This is a genomic window from Pseudomonas sp. NBRC 100443, assembly GCF_030268185.1.
GTDB lineage: Bacteria > Pseudomonadota > Gammaproteobacteria > Pseudomonadales > Pseudomonadaceae > Pseudomonas > Pseudomonas citronellolis.
Map to the genome: position 1 here is coordinate 321,859 of NZ_BSQE01000004.1, position 17,162 is coordinate 339,020.

General features: G+C 68.8%; 14 protein-coding genes. 7 read left to right on the forward strand and 7 right to left on the reverse strand.

The features are described from left to right. Window positions 1-58: 58 nt before the first annotated feature. From yihG to QSJ95_RS07740, 4 genes are all read right to left on the reverse strand, one after another. The gene (gene yihG / locus QSJ95_RS07725; protein WP_058487397.1) at window positions 59-967 is read right to left on the reverse strand and encodes a 1-acylglycerol-3-phosphate O-acyltransferase, YihG family; all 909 of its coding nucleotides are present in this window, start codon (window positions 965-967) and stop codon (window positions 59-61) included. 127 nt (window positions 968-1,094) lie between these two features. Further along, window positions 1,095-3,218, reverse strand: a complete 2,124-nt coding sequence (pta, locus tag QSJ95_RS07730; protein WP_061562677.1) for a phosphate acetyltransferase — start codon at window positions 3,216-3,218, stop codon at window positions 1,095-1,097. Window positions 3,219-3,277: 59 nt separating this feature from the next. Continuing rightward, entirely contained in the window at window positions 3,278-4,465 is a 1,188-nt protein-coding gene (locus tag QSJ95_RS07735) for an acetate kinase (protein WP_285641309.1), read from the reverse strand. 7 nt (window positions 4,466-4,472) lie between these two features. After that, the gene (locus QSJ95_RS07740) at window positions 4,473-4,808 is read right to left on the reverse strand and encodes a DUF3565 domain-containing protein (RefSeq protein ID WP_285641311.1); all 336 of its coding nucleotides are present in this window, start codon (window positions 4,806-4,808) and stop codon (window positions 4,473-4,475) included. Here QSJ95_RS07740 and slyD point away from each other — a divergent pair. From slyD to QSJ95_RS07765, 5 genes are all read left to right on the forward strand, one after another. Further along, complete coding sequence (gene slyD / locus QSJ95_RS07745; RefSeq protein ID WP_009616033.1) at window positions 4,777-5,262, forward strand: peptidylprolyl isomerase; 486 nt, start codon at window positions 4,777-4,779, stop codon at window positions 5,260-5,262. The genes QSJ95_RS07740 and slyD overlap by 32 nt on opposite strands. 203 nt (window positions 5,263-5,465) lie before the next feature. Beyond that, window positions 5,466-5,948, forward strand: coding sequence for a glutathione peroxidase (locus tag QSJ95_RS07750; RefSeq protein WP_009616034.1), 483 nt, complete (start codon window positions 5,466-5,468; stop codon window positions 5,946-5,948). Between the two features lie 212 nt (window positions 5,949-6,160). Beyond that, window positions 6,161-6,754, forward strand: a complete 594-nt coding sequence (locus tag QSJ95_RS07755) for a TetR/AcrR family transcriptional regulator (protein ID WP_009616035.1) — start codon at window positions 6,161-6,163, stop codon at window positions 6,752-6,754. A 55-nt stretch (window positions 6,755-6,809) separates the two neighbouring features. Further along, on the forward strand, window positions 6,810-7,922 hold the full coding sequence (locus QSJ95_RS07760; protein ID WP_058487395.1) for an NADH:flavin oxidoreductase: 1,113 nt from the start codon (window positions 6,810-6,812) through the stop codon (window positions 7,920-7,922). 198 nt (window positions 7,923-8,120) lie between these two features. After that, window positions 8,121-9,080: a DegV family protein gene (locus QSJ95_RS07765; RefSeq protein WP_043312680.1), complete on the forward strand. Its 960-nt coding sequence runs from the start codon at window positions 8,121-8,123 to the stop codon at window positions 9,078-9,080. Here the strand turns inward: QSJ95_RS07765 and QSJ95_RS07770 are convergent, their stop codons facing one another. Next, window positions 9,081-10,283, reverse strand: coding sequence for a glycosyltransferase family 4 protein (locus QSJ95_RS07770; protein ID WP_043273158.1), 1,203 nt, complete (start codon window positions 10,281-10,283; stop codon window positions 9,081-9,083). Between the two features lie 175 nt (window positions 10,284-10,458). Here QSJ95_RS07770 and QSJ95_RS07775 point away from each other — a divergent pair, with 175 nt between their 5' ends. Then, window positions 10,459-12,153, forward strand: a complete 1,695-nt coding sequence (locus QSJ95_RS07775; RefSeq protein WP_285641317.1) for an acid phosphatase — start codon at window positions 10,459-10,461, stop codon at window positions 12,151-12,153. A 255-nt stretch (window positions 12,154-12,408) separates the two neighbouring features. On the opposite strand, the gene cysZ is transcribed toward QSJ95_RS07775, so the two are convergent. Further along, a complete protein-coding gene (cysZ, locus tag QSJ95_RS07780; RefSeq protein WP_285641319.1) occupies window positions 12,409-13,152 on the reverse strand; it encodes a sulfate transporter CysZ in 744 nt (247 codons plus the stop codon). Between the two features lie 86 nt (window positions 13,153-13,238). Beyond that, window positions 13,239-15,179, reverse strand: a complete 1,941-nt coding sequence (locus QSJ95_RS07785) for a sensor domain-containing diguanylate cyclase (RefSeq protein WP_285641321.1) — start codon at window positions 15,177-15,179, stop codon at window positions 13,239-13,241. 375 nt (window positions 15,180-15,554) lie between these two features. Here QSJ95_RS07785 and trxB point away from each other — a divergent pair, with 375 nt between their 5' ends. Beyond that, on the forward strand, window positions 15,555-16,502 hold the full coding sequence (gene trxB, locus QSJ95_RS07790) for a thioredoxin-disulfide reductase (RefSeq protein ID WP_285641323.1): 948 nt from the start codon (window positions 15,555-15,557) through the stop codon (window positions 16,500-16,502). Window positions 16,503-17,162 lie beyond the last annotated feature (660 nt).

Below are 17,162 nucleotides of genomic sequence, written 5' to 3' on the forward strand. Positions count from 1 at the left end.
AACCCATCCTACGAAAAGCGCCTCGGCGTATGCGGCCCCACCCGAAAAGCGCACCCCCTCAAGCCCCCGCCGGATACTCCCGGTGCAACTGCGCCAGCACCTGGTCCTTGCGCTCCCACAGCTGGTTCACCCAGCGCTGGAACTCCGCCCGGTAATCCGCATCCTGGTCATAGCTCTTGCCGATGAACTGCCGCGGAATCTCCAGCTCCTCGAAGCGCACCACCACGCGCTTCAGGCGCCCGGACAGCAGGCACCAGAAGGTCGGGCTGCCGTCGGGGTAGTGGATGGTCACGTTGACCAGGGTGCGCAGCTGCTCGCCCATGGCGTCGAGGACGAAGGCGATGCCGCCGGCCTTGGGCTTGAGCAGGTGCTGGAACGGCGAGCCCTGCTCGTCGTGCTTGGCGCGGGTGAAGCGGGTGCCTTCGAGGAAGTTGAAGATGGCCACCGGGATGCGCTTGAACTTGGCGCAGGCCTTGCGGGTGGTGGCCAGGTCCTGGCCCTGCTTCTCCGGGTGTTTCGCCAGGTAGGCCTTGCTGTAGCGCTTCATGAAGGGGAAATCCAGCGCCCACCAGCACAGGCCGATGACGGGCACCCAGATCAGCTGCTGCTTGAGGAAGAAGCGCAGCAGCGGGATGCGTCGGTTGAGCTGGTACTGCAGGACGAGTATGTCGACCCAGCTCTGGTGGTTGCTGGTGACCAGGTAGGAATGGTCGTACTCCAGGCCTTCCAGGCCCTGGACGTTCCAGCCGGTGCGCTGCACCAGGTTCATCCAGCCCTTGTTGCAGCTGATCCAGCCTTCGGCGATCAGCCCCATGATCCGCCGGCAAACCGCCTGGGCCGGGGCGAAGGGCAGCAGCAGCTTGAACAGCGTCATGCCGAACAGCGGGACGCACCAGCACAGGGTGCTGAGGATCAGCAGCAGGCCGGCGAGCGAGCCGCGCAGGGCATGGGGAAGGAAGTTGAGCATGGATGTTCCTTGTACATGGGCGACGCTCGGCGGCGGCGCGTGGTCGGGGTTCCGGCCCCGTCGTTTCGGGTGGCACCTTCCTGTGCCGGCGTTGGCCTGGGCCGCCCGCGGGCGGCCCTCCTTGGAGTCAGGTCTGTTGCGTGTCGGCCTGGATCGCGGTGAGCGCGATGGTGTAGACGATGTCTTCCACCAGGGCGCCGCGCGACAGGTCGTTCACCGGCTTGCGCAAGCCTTGCAGCATGGGGCCGATGCTGATGCAGTCGGCGCTGCGCTGTACCGCCTTGTAGGTGGTGTTCCCGGTGTTCAGGTCGGGGAACACATACACCGTGGCGCGGCCGGCCACCGGGCTGTCGGGGGCCTTCTGGCGGCCGACGCCGGCGACGGCGGCGGCATCATACTGCAAGGGCCCGTCGATCAACAGATCGGGGCGTTTTTCCTGCGCGATGCGTGTCGCTTCCCGCACTTTGTCGACATCCGCGCCGGTTCCGGAGTCCCCCGTGGAGTAGCTGATCATCGCCACTCGCGGGACGATGCCGAAGGCCTGCGCCGAGTCGGCACTCTGCAGGGCGATCTCGGCCAGGTCACTGGCCGAAGGATCGGGATTCACCGCGCAGTCGCCGTAGACCACCACCTGGTCGGGCAGCAGCATGAAGAACACCGAGGACACCAGGTTGTAGCCCGGCGCGGTCTTGATCAGCTGCAGCGCCGGGCGGATGGTGTTGGCGGTGGTGTGGATGGCGCCGGAGACCAGGCCGTCCACTTCCTCCAGGGCAAGCATCATGGTGCCCAGCACCACGTTGTCTTCCAGCTGCTGCTCGGCCATGGGCGCGTTGAGGTTCTTGCCCTTGCGCAGCTTCACCATGGGCTCGACGTAGCGGCTGCGCACCAAGTCCGGGTCGATGACCTCCAGGTCCGCCGGCAGGGCGATGCCGAGCATCTGCGCCACCGCCTGGACGTCGTCGGGCTTGGCCAGCAGCACGCAGCGGGCGATGCCGCGGGCGTGGCAGATCACCGCCGCCTGCACGGTGCGCGGCTCGCTGCCCTCGGGCAGGACGATGCGCTTGCCGGCGCGGGCGGCGCGCTGCGTCAGCTGGTAGCGGAACACCGGCGGCGACAGGCGCGGCTCGTGGGGCGCACCGCAGCGCTCGCGCAGCCATTCGAAGTCGATGTGCCCGGCGACGTACTCGGTGACGTGCTCGGCGCGCTCGCGGTCGTCGATGGGGATTTCCTTGTTCATCCGCGTCAGGTCGCCGGCGGTGTCGTAGGAGCCGGTGTTCACCGTCAGCACCGGCAGGCCGCTCTGCAGGGCGCTGCGGCACAGTTCCATGATCCGCGCGTCCGGCGCCAGGCCGCTGCACAGCAGCAGGCCGGCCAGGGGCACGCCGTTCATCGCCGCCAGGCAGGCGGCGAGGATGATGTCGTCGCGGTCGCCCGGCACCACCACCAGCACGCCGGGCTTGAGCAGGTGCACGGTGTTCGGCGCCGAGGGCGCGCAGAGGATGATCTTCTGCACCCGGCGCTGCTCGTAGTCGCCGGCGTTGAGCACGCTGGCGTTGAGCAGGTCGGCCACGTCGCGGGTGCGCGGGGCGTTGAGGTCGTCCTGCCAGGGGATGCAGCCGAGCAGGCGGAACTCGCCGCCGCGCATCAGCGCCGAGTGCTCGCTCAGGCGCGAGGCGAAGCGCTGGGCGGCGGCCTCGCCTTCCAGCGGGCGGCCTTCCTCGTCGACGTCGCGGACCTTGTTGAGGATCACCCCGAGCAGCTTCGGGTCGTGGGCGCCGCCGAACAGCTGGGCCTGGATTTCCAGGCGGTCGCACAGCTCGTTGAGCGTCTCGTTCTCCGGCGCCGAGACGAGGATGACCTCGGCGTCGGTGCTCTTGGCCAGGTGGAAGTTGATGCGCGCGGCGTAGCTGACGTGGCGGGTGGGGACCATGCCCTCGATGATCATCACGTCCTGGCCTTCGGCGGCGGCCCGGTACTCGTGGATGATGCCTTCGAGCAGGTCGTCCAGCAGGCCGTCGCCGAGCATCCGCTCGACCTTGCCCAGGGGCAGCGGGGTGGGCGGCTTCAGGCCGTGGGTGCGGGCCACCAGCTCGCTGGAGCGCTCCGGGCCGTCGTCGCCGGGCTGTGGTTGGGCGATGGGTTTGTAGAAGCCGACCTTCAGGCCGGCGCGCTGCAGGGCGCGGATCAGCCCGAGGCTGATGGAGGTGAGGCCGACGCCAAAGCCGGTCGGGGCGATGAAGAAGGTATGCATCCGGGCTCCTTAAGCCGTTCGGGTTCGCTGCGGCCCTTGTGGGGCCGGGGAGGCAATCTTCAGCCGAGCACGGCCAGGGTGTCGAGGGCGATCTGGCGTTCCTCGTTGGTCGGGATCACCAGCACCCGCGGGTGGCCCTGGGCGTGGATCGGCCCCTCGACGCCGCGCACGCAGCGGGCGTTGGCCTCGCCGTCGAGCTGCAGGTTCATCACGTGCAGGTGCTGTACCGTGAGGTTGCGCACCAGGGGCGAGTTCTCGCCGATGCCGCCGGTGAAGATCAGCCCGTCCAGGCGCGGCAGGGCGCAGGTCATGGCCGCCAGGGACTTGGCCAGGCGGTAGCAGAACACCTCGATGGCCAGCGCCGCGTTGGCGTGGCCCTGCTCGCGGGCGCGCTCCAGGGTGCGCATGTCGTTGGACAGGCCGGACAGCCCGAGCAGGCCGCTGTCGTGGTTGAGCATGTGGTCGATCTTTTCCAGGCTCCAGCCCAGGGTGCGCGCCAGGTGGCTGTGCAGGTTGGGGTCGACGTCGCCGCTGCGGGTGCCCATCACCAGGCCTTCCAGCGGCGTCAGGCCCATGCTGGTGTCGCGGCTCTGGCCCTCGGCGATGGCGCAGGTGGAGCTGCCGTTGCCCAGGTGGGCGGAAATCCAGTAGCTGTCGCCCAGGGCCAGGCCGCTGATCTCGGCGGCGCGGTGGCTGACGTAGCGGTGGCTGGTGCCGTGGAAGCCGTAGCGGCGCACGTGCTGCTCGCGGTACAGCGGCTCCGGCAGGGCGTAGCGGTAGGCGCGCGGCGGCAGGCTCTGGTGGAAGGCGGTGTCGAACACGGCGACGTGGGGCAGCTGCGGATAAAGCGCCATGGCCGCCTCGATGCCCAGCAGGTTGGCCGGGTTGTGCAGCGGCGCCAGGGGCACGGTGTCGCGGATCGCCTGGAGCACCTCGGCGTCGATCCGGCAGGCCTGGGTGAAGCGCTCGCCGCCGTGCACCACGCGGTGGCCGATGGCGTGCAGCGGGCCCTTAACGGCCTGCTCCACCAGCGGCAGCAGGCGCGCCAGGGCGACCTCGTGGCCGGCGCCGTCGCCCAGTTCCAGGCTGTCGCGCTGGCCGCCGCGCACCCAGCCGAGCACCGCGCCGGGCTCGCCCAGGCGCTCGGCCAGGCCGTGCAGGACGAAGCCCTCGCGGTCCTCGCCGGCCAGGGCGAACTTGATCGAGGAACTGCCGCAGTTGATTACCAGGATGTTGCGTGCCGCCATGCTCGTCTCAGTCCTTGTCGTCGGAGTGGGTTGCCCGGGCGCACCAGCCGCAGGCGAAGGGCCGGCCGATCAGCGCCGCGCGCGCCTCGGCGTCCAGCACCCAGGGGCGCGACTGCCAGGGCGGCTGGTGGCGCAGGTGCTGGGGGTGGCCGCAGGACAACACTGCCACCCAGTGGCCGTCCTCGTCCTGATGGAAGTCAAGCAGGCGCGGGGCTTCGCGCACGGGCCATCCGTCCGCCGTCGGGTCGCTTTCGTCCCCGGCCCGGCGTAGACTTGTCCGCTCAACTTCTTTTTCGGAAAGGTTCTTCCCCATGCAGATCGCAGCCAACAAGGCGGTTTCCATCGACTATACCCTGACCAACGATGCAGGTGAGGTCATCGACAGTTCCGCCGGCGGCGCTCCGCTGGTGTACCTGCATGGTGCCGGCAACATCATCTCCGGTCTGGAGAAGGCCCTGGAAGGCAAGCAGGTCGGCGACGAGCTGGACGTGGCCATCGAGCCGGGCGAAGCCTACGGCGAATACAGCGCCGAGCTGGTCGCCACCCTGAGCCGCGAAATGTTCGAAGGCGTCGACGAGCTGCAGGTCGGCATGCAGTTCCACGCTTCCGCTCCGGACGGCGGCATGCAGATCGTCACCATCCGCGACATCGACGGCGACGACGTGACCGTCGACGGCAACCACCCGCTGGCCGGCCAGCGCCTGAACTTCAAGGTCAAGGTGGTCAACGTGCGCGAAGCTTCCGAGGAAGAAGTCGCCCACGGCCACATCCATGGCGAGGGCGGCCACCACCACTGAGGTGTTTCGTCGGGCCGATTGATGGCCCGGTGACACCCGGTCGGAGCTGCTAAGCTTGTACCCGTGAAAGGCGCCTGAGGGCGCCTTTCGCATGCACGGACGCTGGGCCTTTTTCCCGAACCGACTGGGATGCGCCGCGTGGACGACTTGTCCGGCCGGGCGCACGGCACTTCGTGTGCCTATTTCATTCAAGGAGTACTCCAATGAGCGCTTTTCACGATCTGACTCTGCGTGGCCTGGATGGCCAGGATCTGCCGCTCTCCCCATTGAAGGGCAAGGTGGTGCTGGTGGTGAACGTCGCCTCCAGGTGTGGTCTGACCCCGCAGTACGCCGGGCTGGAGAAGCTCTACCAGCAATACCGCGACCGCGGCTTCGTGGTCCTGGGCCTGCCCTGCAACCAGTTCGCCGGCCAGGAGCCGGGCAGCGAGGCGGACATCCAGTCGTTCTGCTCGCTGAACTACGGCGTCAGCTTCCCGATGTCGGCCAAGCTCGAGGTCAACGGCCCCGAGCGCCATCCGCTGTACCGCCTGCTGGCGGGCGAGGGCGCCGAGTTCCCCGGCGATATCACCTGGAACTTCGAGAAGTTCCTGCTCGCCCCCGACGGCCGCGTGCTGGCGCGCTTCAGCCCGCGCACCGCGCCGGACGACGCGGCCCTGGTGCAGGCCATCGAGAAGGCCCTGGGCTGAGCCCGCGCACCGGCAGGAGAGGGCGCTTGCGCCAATCCTGCCGGCATTTCCCTCATCTATGCCAGCTGTCCCATGGAGGGCTTCGACGAGGTGCGCCTGCGCTTCGCGCTGGAGCGGCACGTCAGTTGGCACTGAAGCCGCTGCTGTGGCGCAGAATCACCGCCATCAATAGTGCTGGGCAGGGCGAGACGACCGGTCATATCCTGCGCCCCATGAACACCAGCATCCGACTCGACAAGCGCGACCTCATCCTGGCCAAGGGCTCGGCGGTCATGACCCGCTGCGGCTACCACGGCACCGGGGTGCAGGACATCGTCCAGGCCGCGGGCATTCCCAAGGGCTCCTTCTACCACTACTTCGAGAGCAAGGAAGACTTCGCCCTGCAGGCTCTGGAGCACATCTACGGCTCGCGCCTGCAGCGCTACGCCGAGGCCCTGGGCAACCCGGCGCTGGGCCCGCGCGCGCGCATCCTCGGCTACTACGCCGAGCTGCTGGCGCACTTCGCCCGCCAGGAGAAGGCCGAGTACCACTGCTTCATCGGCAGCCTCAGCTTCGAGATGGCCGAACTGTCGCCGGCCATCGGCGCCCAGGTCGACGCCATCCTCCAGCGCGGCGCCGACATCCTCCGCGACTGCCTGGCCGAGGCGCAGCGCGCCGGCGAGCTGGCCGCGGACGAGGACTGCGAGAACCTCGCCAACTTCATCGCCAACGCCTGGCAGGGCGTGCTGGGGCGGCTGAAGGCGAGCGGCTCGCTGCAACCCATGGAAGCCTTCATCGCCCGCCTGGAGCGGGTGCTGGCGGCCTGAACATCATGCAACCCACTGACGGGACGGGCCGCCCGGCCGCCCCTGGAGAACCTTCGTGAGCGCATCCGTAGAGAGCCTGTTCCAGCCTTTCCGCCTCGGCAACCTGGAGCTGCCGACCCGCGTGGTCATGGCCCCGATGACCCGCAACTTCAGCCCGGGCGGCGTGCCCCACGCCCAGGTGGTGGAGTATTACCGCCGCCGCGCCGCCGCCGGCGTCGGCCTGATCGTCACCGAAGGCACCACCGTCGGCCACAAGGCCGCCAACGGCTACCCGAACGTGCCGCGCTTCTACGGCGAGGACGCCCTGGCCGGCTGGAAGCAGGTGGTCGACGCGGTGCACGCCGAAGGCGGCAAGATCGTCCCGCAGCTGTGGCACGTGGGTTCCGTGCGCCGCCTGGGCGTGGAGCCGGACGCCAGCGTCCCCGGCTACGGCCCCAGCGGCAAGGTCAAGGACGGCCAGGTGCTGGTCCATGAAATGACCAGGGAAGACATCCAGGACGTCATCGCCGCCTTCGCCCAGGCCGCCCGCGACGCCAAGGCCATCGGCATGGACGGCGTGGAGATCCACGGCGCCCACGGCTACCTGATCGACCAGTTCTTCTGGGACGGCAGCAACAAGCGCACCGACGAGTACGGCGGCAGCCTGGCCAACCGCTCGCGCTTCGCCATCGAGCTGATCCGCGCCGTGCGCGAGGCGGTGGGCCCGGACTACCCGATCATCTTCCGCTTCTCGCAGTGGAAGCAGCAGGACTACGCCGCGCGCCTGGTGCAGACCCCGGAAGAACTGGCGGCGTTTCTCAAGCCGCTGTCCGAGGCCGGCGTGGACATCTTCCACTGCTCGACCCGCCGCTTCTGGATTCCCGAGTTCGAAGGCTCGGACCTCAACCTGGCCGGCTGGACGCGCCAGCTCACCGGCAAGCCGACCATCACCGTGGGCAACGTCGGCCTGGACGGCAGCGAGTTCCTGGCCTTCTTCGGCAAGACCGACGAAGTGGCCCAGCCTTCGGGCATCGAGGGCCTGCTGGAGCGCCTGGGCAAGCAGGAGTTCGACCTGGTGGCGGTGGGCCGCGCGCTGCTGGTGGACCCGGACTGGGCGTTGAAGGTGCGCGACGGCCGCCTGGCCGACATCAAGCCGTTCAGCCGCGATGCGCTGATGTCCCTGGCCTGATCGCCGCGGACCGACAAGACCGCCCGGGGCACTTCCCCGGGCGGTTTCTTTTGTCCTTTTCCTAAGGTCATTTCCGCCAAATTTACAAATCTTTTCCGAAGTAGGCCTTCCGATCTGCTGACTTGAAGGTCGGAAACAGGCATTGTAGGGCGGCTAACACACAACAATAGGCCGGCACACGGCCAAAGGAGCTAAGCCATGCGGATCGGCCTGGTGGTGGATGCGACCTGCGACCTGCCCCCCGAATTCCTCGCTGCCAACAACATCCGCGTCCTGCCCATCGGTATCCGGGTGGGCCAGCGGCGCATCATCGACGATCGCGACCCCGACACCACCCTGCGCTTCTACGCCGAGGACCTGCCCAAGGTCGCCCCGGAAGACGGCAGCGAACCGCTGACCGCCGTGGAAACCCAGGCCTGGTTCCTCGAACAGCTGGTCACTGATTTCGACTACGTCATCTGCCTGACCGTCAGCAGCGCGCGCAGCCCGATCTTCGAGAACGCCACCCAGGCTTCTTTCGGCCTGCTGCAGAACTACCGCGAGAAACGCGCCGCGGCCGGCATCAACGGCCCCTTCGCGCTGCGCGTGGTGGACAGCCAGACGGTGTTCGCCGGCCTGGCGGTGCTGGCCGCCGAAGGCGCGCGCCTGCTCGGCGAGGACCAGCACCCCAACGCCATCCGCACGCGCCTGGAGCAGCTGAGCCAGCAGATGAACACCTTCCTGGTCGCCAACGACCTGGGCCACGTGCGTCGCCGCGGTTTCCAGAAGGGCGACCGCAGCAGCATCGGCGACCGCCTGCGCGGCGCCTTCCTCGGCATCGGCTCGATGCTCGACATGAAGCCGGTGCTGAGCCTGGTGCAGGGCGAGGACAAGCCGGTGTCGGTGTCGCCGAACTACGAGAAGTCCGCCGAGCGCCTGCTCAACTTCGCCCGCGCGCGGGTGGAGGCCGGCGAACTGCTGGCCCCGCACGTCGGCCTGAGCTACGCCGGCGACCCTTCGGCGCTACGCGACCTGCCGGGCTTCGAGGCGCTGGAGCAGGCCTGCGGCGAGCGCGGCATCGCCATGCACCTGGGCATGCTCAGCCCGACCGGGGGCATCAACCTCGGCGCCGGAGCCATGAGCCTGTCGTTCGCCGCCGAGCCCAAGCCCTTCGCCTGATCACTTGCGCACGGTATCGGCGCCCAGCGCGCCGGTGCCGTTGGCCGGCGCCGGCAGCGGCTGGCGGATGGCCTCCAGCAGGTAGCCCTCGAAGCGTTCGACGATGCTGCGCCATTCCAGGCGGCCGGCGTGCCGGCGGGCGTTCAGGCGCACCCGGCGCAGGTGCTCGCGGTCTTCCAGCAGCCAACTGGCGGCATCGATGAAATCGGCCTCGTCGCCGGGTATCGCCAGCGCGCCGTCGTGGCCGTGGCGGATGTGCTGGGCCGCGGCGGCCTGGTCGTAGGCGACCACCGCCAGGCCCGAGGCCAGCGCTTCCAGCACCACGTTGCCGAAGGTTTCCGACAGGCTGGGGAAGAGGAACAGGTCGCCGCTGGCGTAGTGCCGGGCCAGTTCCTCGCCGCGTTGCAGGCCGCAGAAGATCGCATCCGGCAGTTCGCGGGCGAGCTGCGCGCGCTGCGGGCCGTCGCCGACGATCACCAGGCGCAGCTTCAGCTGCGGGTGGGCGGCGCGCAGTTGGTTGAAAGCACGGCCGAGCAGGCCGAGGTTCTTCTCCGCGGCCAGGCGGCCGACGTGCAGCACGGCGATGTCCTGCTCGCCCAGGCCCCACTCGCGGCGCAAGGCATCGTCGCGGCGGCCGGGCTGGAACAGTTGGCCATCCACGCCGCGCGCCAGCTGGGCGAGGTGGGCGAAGCCGCGGCGCTCCAGCTCCAGCGCCTGGCTGGCGCTGGGCACCAGGGTGCGCTGGGTGCGGTTGTGGAACCAGCGCAGGTAGGCCGTCACCAGGCGCGTCAGCGGGCCCAGGCCGTAGTGCGCGCTGTACTGCTGGAAATTGGTGTGGAAGCCGCTCAGCGCGGGAATCCGCAGGCGCCGCGCGGCGCGCAGGGCGGCCAGCCCGAGCGGGCCCTCGGTGGCGATGTAGAGCACGTCCGGGCGCAGCCGCCGCCAGTGCCGCAGCAGTTTGTGCAGGCACGACTGGCCCCATTGCAGGCCGGGGTAGCCGGGCAGCGGCCAGCCGCGGGTGAGCAGCAGCTCGTCGTCGCTGTGGCGGCCGTCGTCGACGTGCTGCCGCGGGCGCACCACCTGCACCCGGTGGCCGAGCTGCAGCAGCCCGGCGGCGAGGCGCCCGAGGGTGTTGGCCACGCCGTTGATTTCCGGCGGGAAGGTTTCGCTGATCAGCGCGATGCGCAGGGGAGTCGTGCTCATGAACGGCAGTCTCCGCCCGGCCGGTGTAGCTCGTGTGACGCCCGGGTTGCACAAATGTGACGGGGGATTCAGGGGATTCTCGCAAGGCTTTTGGAAAGGCCTGTCATAGAGCCTTCGTCCGCCTGTCACATGGGGCTGCTAGAGTGCCGCGATTTCCGATATGGGGGAGCCGTCGATGAGCGACAAGCGCGATCAGAATCCCGGGCAGGACGATGCCCAGCCACTGGCGGACGCCGGCCGCCGCCGCTTCCTCGGCGGCGCCGCGGCCCTGGGCGCCGGCGCCGCGCTGGCCGGCCTGGTGGGCGAGGGCACGGCGCAGGCCGCCGAAGCGGTGCGCGAGCTGAGCGGCGCCGAGCTGGACCGGGCGCTGCGCGAGCAGGTGCAGAACATCGTGGTGATCTACGCCGAGAACCGCAGCTTCAACAACCTGTTCGGCGACTTCCCCGGCGTGGAGAAACCGCTGTCTTCGCTGCAGCCGGCCGACTACCAGCAGCGCGACCGCGACGGCCGCCTGCTGGACAAGCTGCCGCCGGTGTACGGCGGCGTGCTGCAGGTCGGCCAGAGCCTGGAAGGCGTGAACTACGCCGAGGGCGTGCAGTACCAGGAGAACCTGGCCAACGCGCCCTTCGCGCTCAAGGGCCCGCAGGGCGAGGACCTGCCCCTGGGCCTGGTGACCCGCGACCTGTGGCACGTGTTCTACCAGAATCAGATGCAGATCAACGGCGGGCGCAACGACATGTTCGTCGCCTGGGCCGACTCCGGCGCGCTGCCCATGGGCTACTACGCGCAGAGCCCGTACAGCCTGCGCCTGTGGGACCTGGCCCGGGACTTCGTGCTGTGCGACAACTTCTTCCAGGGCGCCTTCGGCGGTTCCTTCCTCAACCACCAGTACCTGGTGGCGGCGACCCCGCCGGTGTACCCGGACGTGCACAACTCGCCGGCCCGCACGCAGATCGCCCAACTGATGAGCGACAATCCCGCCGACCCGCGGCTGAAACCGCTGGACGACTCGCCCGCCAGCGTCGCTGGCGGCGCACCGAAGTTCGGCCCCAGCGCCCTGACCCCCGACGGCTACGGCGTGAACACCATGCTGCCGCCCTACTGGCCGACCGTGCAGCGCGACCCCGAGCGCCCGGACTACGCGCTGCCGGACCAGCCCAACGTGATGGTGCCGCAGCGCCACGAGCACATCGGCGACAAGCTGAGCAGGAAGGGCGTGGACTGGGCCTGGTACGCCGGCGCCTGGGAAGCCACCCTCGAGCAGTACAGGAACTCCGCCGGCATCCCGAAGATTCCCAACTTCCAGTACCACCACCAGCCGTTCAACTACTTCGTCCAGCAGGGCCCGGAACACCCGGAGGAACGTGCGAAACGCCTGCGCGACGGCGGCCTGGGCGACGACCCGTCGAGCAACCGCTTCTTCGCCGACGCCCGCGCCGGCAAGCTGCCGGCGGTGAGCTTCTACAAGCCCCAGGGCAACCTCAACATGCACGCCGGCTACGCCGACGTGGCCAGCGGCGACCGGCACATCGTGCGCGCGGTGAAGCACCTGATGGAAAGCCCGCAGTGGCAGAACATGGTGATCGTCATCACGGTGGACGAGAACGGCGGCTGGTGGGACCACGTGGCGCCGCCCAGGGGCGACCGCTGGGGCCCCGGCTCGCGCATCCCGGCGCTGGTGGTCTCGCCCTTCGCCCGCCACGGCACGGTGGACCACACCGTCTACGACACCGGCTCGATCCTGCGCCTGATCACCCGGGTGTTCGGCCTGGAGAAGCTCGACGGCCTGAAACTGCGCGACGACGCCATGCGCGCCCGCGGCCAGCAGCCCATGGGCGACCTGACCGCGGCGCTGCGTTTCACGGCGTGAAGCGGGAAGGCCCCCCGATTCGGCGGATAACGCCGTGGCCGTGGCGATGGGTATCGCTTCGCTCAACGCCATCCTACGGGGCGTCGTGTTTGTCGATGGGATTAGGCGCAACCGTCCGTGAGCGGTTGCGCCGAGGTGCTTTTCGTAGGATGGGTTGAGCTTGCGAAACCCATCGGGCCCTGGCGATGGGTATCGCTGCGCTCAACGCCATCCTACGGGCTGTCGGGTATGGCGGCGGCGTGGGGGAAGCCCGGCTCAGCGCCTGGCCAGCGCCTTGTCGCCGTCCTCGCGCACCCAGAACAGCACCGCGCCGGCCACAGCGGCGGGCATGGCGACCAGGTTGACCAGCGGGACCAGCAGCGCCAGGTAAGTGATGCCGCCGAAGCCCATGCAGGCCCAGCGCTTGCTGCGCAGCCAGGCGAGCATTTCGTTCCAGCCGAGTTTGTGGTTGTCCGCCGGGTAGTCGATGTACTGCACGGCCATCATCCACACGCCGAACACCAGCCACAGTGGGGCGGCGATGATGTTCAGGCCGGGGATCAGGCTGAGGACGAACAGGGCGATGGCCCGCGGCAGGAAGTAGCCGAGCTTGCGCAGTTCGCGGGCGACGGTGCGCGGCACCATGGCCGCCAGTTCGGCCCAACTGAAGGCCGGGAAGTCGTCCTGGCCGCGCACCACCACCTCGACCTTCTCGGCGAGGAAGCCGTTGAACGGCGAGGCGATCAGGTTGGCCACCAGCGTGAAGCTGAAGAACAGGATCAGCAGCACCAGCAGGACGAACAGCGGCCAGAGGATGTACTGCAGGAAGTCCAGCCACTGCGGCAGGCTGGGCATCAGCCAGTCGACCCAGTGGCTGAACTGGTTCACCGCGAAGCCGATCAGGCCGACGAAAAGCAGCAGGTTGACCGTCAGGGGCAGCAGCACGAACAGGCGCAGCCCCGGGCGCATCATGAGTTTCAGGCCTTCGCCGAGGTATTGCGGGCCGCTCAGGGTGGACATGGAGCATCTCCGTAGGAAACCAGCTTGCGACCTTAGCAGGGCCGGCGCGGGGCCGCGAGCCGTCTGTTTTGCCTGTTGTGTGGCGGTCAGGCGCGGTAGCGGCTGTAGTGGTTGCGCTGTTGCTTGGCGCGGTACATGGCGCTGTCGGCGGCCTGGAGCAGGCCATCGGTGTCGCCGGCGTCGGCCGGGTAGAGGGCGATGCCGATGCTGGCGGAGAGGAATTCCAGGCGCTGCTCGCCGGCGTGGTAGTCCTGGTTGAGGCAGGCCAGCAGGCGCCCGGCCAGGGCTTCGGCGGTGCTGCAGTCGACGCCTTCGAGGATCACGGCGAACTCGTCGCCGCCCAGGCGGAAGGCCATGTCCGGCTGGCGCAGGTTGTTGCGCAGGCGCTCGCCCACGGCGACCAGCACGGCGTCGCCGGCGGCGTGGCCGTAACGGTCGTTGACCGGCTTGAAGTGGTCCAGGTCGATGTACAGCAGGGCCAGGCCGGTGCCTTCGGCGCAGCGCTGCAGGGCCAGGGGCAGCTGTTCGCCGAAGGCCTTGCGGTTGCCCAGGCCGGTCAGCGCGTCGCGGTAGGCGAGGTCCAGCAGGCGCTGCTGGTAGGCCACCTGCAGGCTGATGTCGCGGAGGATGCCGCGGAAACCGCAGAACTGCCCCTGGGCGTCGACTATCGGCGAGACCTTCGTCTCGAAGACCATGCGCTGGCCGTCGCGGCGCTTGAAGGGCGCGGCGAAGGTGGTTTCCTGCTCGCCGTCGCGCACCTGCTGGTAGAGCCCGCGGGCGCGCGCCACGTCCTGTTCGTCGAGCAGCTCCCGGTAGGAGCGGCCTTCCACTTCCTCGGCGGCGTAGCCGAGCAGGCGGCAGAAGGCGGCGTTCACCGTGAGCACCACGCCGCTGTCGTCCATTTCGAAATAGCCATCGCGGATGCTGTCGAGGATGGCGCGGTCGCGGGCTTCGCTGCGTTCCAGGCGTTCGAGCATCTGGTTGACCTCGCAGGCCAGCTGGCCGACTTCGTCGCGGCCCATGTCGGCCAGGCGGGCGGGGCCGGCGGTGTCGGCGCCGATGTTCGCCACCCCGCGGTTGAGCCGCTGCACGCGGCGGATCACCCAGAACTCCAGGACCAGGTAGGCCAGCAGCAGGCCGGCGAGGGTGATCAGCAAGGTCATGCCGAGGAACAGGCGGATGGCCTCCTGGCCCTGGCGGTAGGCGACCCGCGACTTGTTGATGGCCAGGCTGAACTGCGGCGCATCGGCGGAATCGAGGAACAGCAGGGTGGCCTGCTGGGTGTCGGCGTCCAGCACCCGCCGCGGGCTCAGCAACGCGCCGCCGTTGCGCCCCGGCACGTGCAGGGCGCGCCAGCCGTCGCCGGGCGTCACCCCGGCTTGCACCTGCAGGCGCGCGTCCATCTGCTCCTGCAGGGCGTTCATCCGGCGCTGGTCGAGCAGGTAGCCGGCGACGATGGCGCCGACCGGCTCGGCGCGCCCCAGGTTGTCGCTGATCGGCTGGCTGAGCAGCAGCAGCGGGGTGCCGTCTACCAGCAGCCATTGCGCCAGGCTGCGCGACGGGTCGCCCTGCAGGTCCAGCACGCCCAGGTCCAGGGCGCTGCGCAGCAGGGCCTGGCGCAGCCGCTCGGGGCTGGGCGCGCCGGTTATCGCCTGGGGCGCTGTGAGCCGCGCCTCCTCCCAGCGCTGGGCGACGACGCGGCCCTGGCGGTCGAGGTAGAGCGCGAAGTCGAAGCCCAGGTTGCCGAGCATGTCGATGTCCAGGTTCTCCCGCACGAACCCCGGCGTGGGGTGCGCCACGAAGCGGTAGCTGGCATCCCACCAGGCATAGCTGCGCAGCAGGTCCAGGTGGCGCTTCTTCTCGAAGGCCAGGCGGTTGTCGAGTACGCGCACCTCGTCGTACAGGCGTTGGCGGTCGTCGCGGTCGAAGCGCGCGAGGAGGATGTGTTCCGACAGCTGCCAGATGCCCAGCAGGATGAGGGCGAGCAGCGGCAGGAACAGCAGGAGCAGGCGGTTTCTCAGGGTCATGCCGGGCACGCAGGTGGCGGGTGGAGAGGGGCGGACCTCCTGAGTCTAGTTGGCCCGCCGCGGGAGATAGGGGGGCTCTATCGGAGGCATTGAGATTGGGCATTTCGCCTGGGCCCGCGCGGGCTATACGCTGCGCGGCAATCTCCAGTCGCGAAGCGGTGGGCCGGCGAAGCGGGATGTCCCTGACTTATCTCAAGGTGGTATTGGGAAACGTCTGACAGACTTCAGGCCGTGGATGAGTCCACGGCAGCGCCGCCCGCTCCTGACGGCCCTGCCTTCCTCGCGATCTGTGCGTTTAGCGGGAGCTGCCGCTCCTCCCAGCCTTCCCCCAGGTACCTTGGCAGCTCCCTTTTCTTGTTCGACGAGGAGTCAGTCATGCCTGAAGTTCGTCACGCCCGCGTCATCATCCTGGGCTCCGGCCCCGCCGGTTACTCGGCCGCCGTCTATGCCGCCCGCGCCAACCTCAGGCCGCTGCTGATCACCGGCCTGCAGGCCGGCGGCCAGCTGACCACCACCACCGAGGTGGACAACTGGCCCGGCGACCCCCACGGCCTCACCGGCCCGGCGCTGATGCAGCGCATGCAGGAACACGCCGAGCGCTTCGAGACCGAGATCGTCTTCGACCACATCAACGCCGTGGACCTGGCCGGCAAGCCCCTGGTGCTCAAGGGCGACAGCGGCACCTACACGGCCGACGCGCTGATCATCGCCACCGGCGCCAGCGCCCGCTACCTGGGCCTGCCCTCGGAAGAAGCGTTCATGGGCAAGGGCGTTTCCGCCTGCGCCACCTGCGACGGCTTCTTCTACCGCAACCGCGAAGTGGCGGTGGTCGGTGGCGGCAACACGGCGGTGGAAGAGGCGCTGTATCTGGCCAACATCGCCAGCAAGGTGACCCTGGTGCACCGCCGCGAGACCTTCCGCGCCGAGAAGATCCTGCAGGACAAGCTGCGCGCCCGTATCGCCGAGGGGAAAATCGTCCTGAAGCTGAACGCCCAGGTGGAAGAGGTGCTGGGTGACGACATGGGTGTCACCGGCGTGCGTCTGCGCAGCAACGATGGCAGCGCCGAGGAATTGAAGGTGGACGGGCTGTTCGTGGCCATCGGGCACACGCCGAACACCTCGCTGTTCGAGCATCAGCTGCAACTGAAGGACGGCTACCTGGTGGTCAACGGCGGCCGTGATGGCAACGCCACCGCTACCAGCATCCCCGGCGTGTTCGCCGCGGGTGATGTGGCTGATCACGTCTATCGTCAGGCCATCACCTCGGCTGGCGCCGGCTGCATGGCGGCGCTGGACGTGGAGCGTTACCTGGATTCGCTGTAACGGCCCCAAGAGCCGGCGTGCAGGACGGAGCCCCGCTGGTCGGGGCTTTTCCTTTTTGGGAGGAGGATACCCGAGCTTTCCTGGAACTGTAGGAGCAACTGTCTTGCCGGCTGCACCGAGGTGCTCTTCGTAGGATGGGTTGAGCCTGCGAAACCCATGCGGTGGCGGTGATGGGTATCGCTTCGCTCAACCCATCCTACGAAAAGCGTCTCGGCACAGACCGTTGGCCAATGTGCCCCAGGCCCTCCAGCCCCCAAGAAAAAGCCCCGCATCGCGGTAATGCTGTTCACTTAAGCGATATGTGGTGGTTCAGCGAAGGTGCGCCAGCCTGGCTTCGCTCCCTCACCCCAGCCCTCTCCCAAAGGGAGAGGGGGCCGTTCGTGCCACCGGGGTGTCCGGCGGGGGCGTTGAGTTCAATCGCGGACAAGGTCCGCTCCTACGCCCGTGCCTCTCTGAACCGTAGGAGCGGACTCTGTCCGCGATTCGGCGGATAACGCCGTAAGGACTTCCAGAGAAACATCCGCGTGCACCGGAACGCCCCTTCAGCAGGCCGAGCGAAACCGGCGCTCAGGAGGTCATGCGACATGGATGTCGCGAGAGCCCCGATGGGCTACAGGGACGTACCCTCGGGGCGGGCCTCCGTGGCGTGGGAATTCGCGA

Coding starts and splice junctions, on each gene's coding strand:
- QSJ95_RS07770 (WP_043273158.1), bottom strand. CDS start 10,283: ATGAGCACGACTCCCCTGCGCATCGCGCTGATCAGCGAAACCTTCCCG.
- QSJ95_RS07755 (WP_009616035.1), top strand. CDS start 6,161: ATGAACACCAGCATCCGACTCGACAAGCGCGACCTCATCCTGGCCAAG.
- QSJ95_RS07750 (WP_009616034.1), top strand. CDS start 5,466: ATGAGCGCTTTTCACGATCTGACTCTGCGTGGCCTGGATGGCCAGGAT.
- QSJ95_RS07775 (WP_285641317.1), top strand. CDS start 10,459: ATGAGCGACAAGCGCGATCAGAATCCCGGGCAGGACGATGCCCAGCCA.
- QSJ95_RS07740 (WP_285641311.1), bottom strand. CDS start 4,808: ATGGAAACCGCCTTGTTGGCTGCGATCTGCATGGGGAAGAACCTTTCC.
- yihG (WP_058487397.1), bottom strand. CDS start 967: ATGCTCAACTTCCTTCCCCATGCCCTGCGCGGCTCGCTCGCCGGCCTG.
- slyD (WP_009616033.1), top strand. CDS start 4,777: ATGCAGATCGCAGCCAACAAGGCGGTTTCCATCGACTATACCCTGACC.
- pta (WP_061562677.1), bottom strand. CDS start 3,218: ATGCATACCTTCTTCATCGCCCCGACCGGCTTTGGCGTCGGCCTCACC.
- trxB (WP_285641323.1), top strand. CDS start 15,555: ATGCCTGAAGTTCGTCACGCCCGCGTCATCATCCTGGGCTCCGGCCCC.
- cysZ (WP_285641319.1), bottom strand. CDS start 13,152: ATGTCCACCCTGAGCGGCCCGCAATACCTCGGCGAAGGCCTGAAACTC.
- QSJ95_RS07785 (WP_285641321.1), bottom strand. CDS start 15,179: ATGACCCTGAGAAACCGCCTGCTCCTGCTGTTCCTGCCGCTGCTCGCC.
- QSJ95_RS07735 (WP_285641309.1), bottom strand. CDS start 4,465: ATGGCGGCACGCAACATCCTGGTAATCAACTGCGGCAGTTCCTCGATC.
- QSJ95_RS07765 (WP_043312680.1), top strand. CDS start 8,121: ATGCGGATCGGCCTGGTGGTGGATGCGACCTGCGACCTGCCCCCCGAA.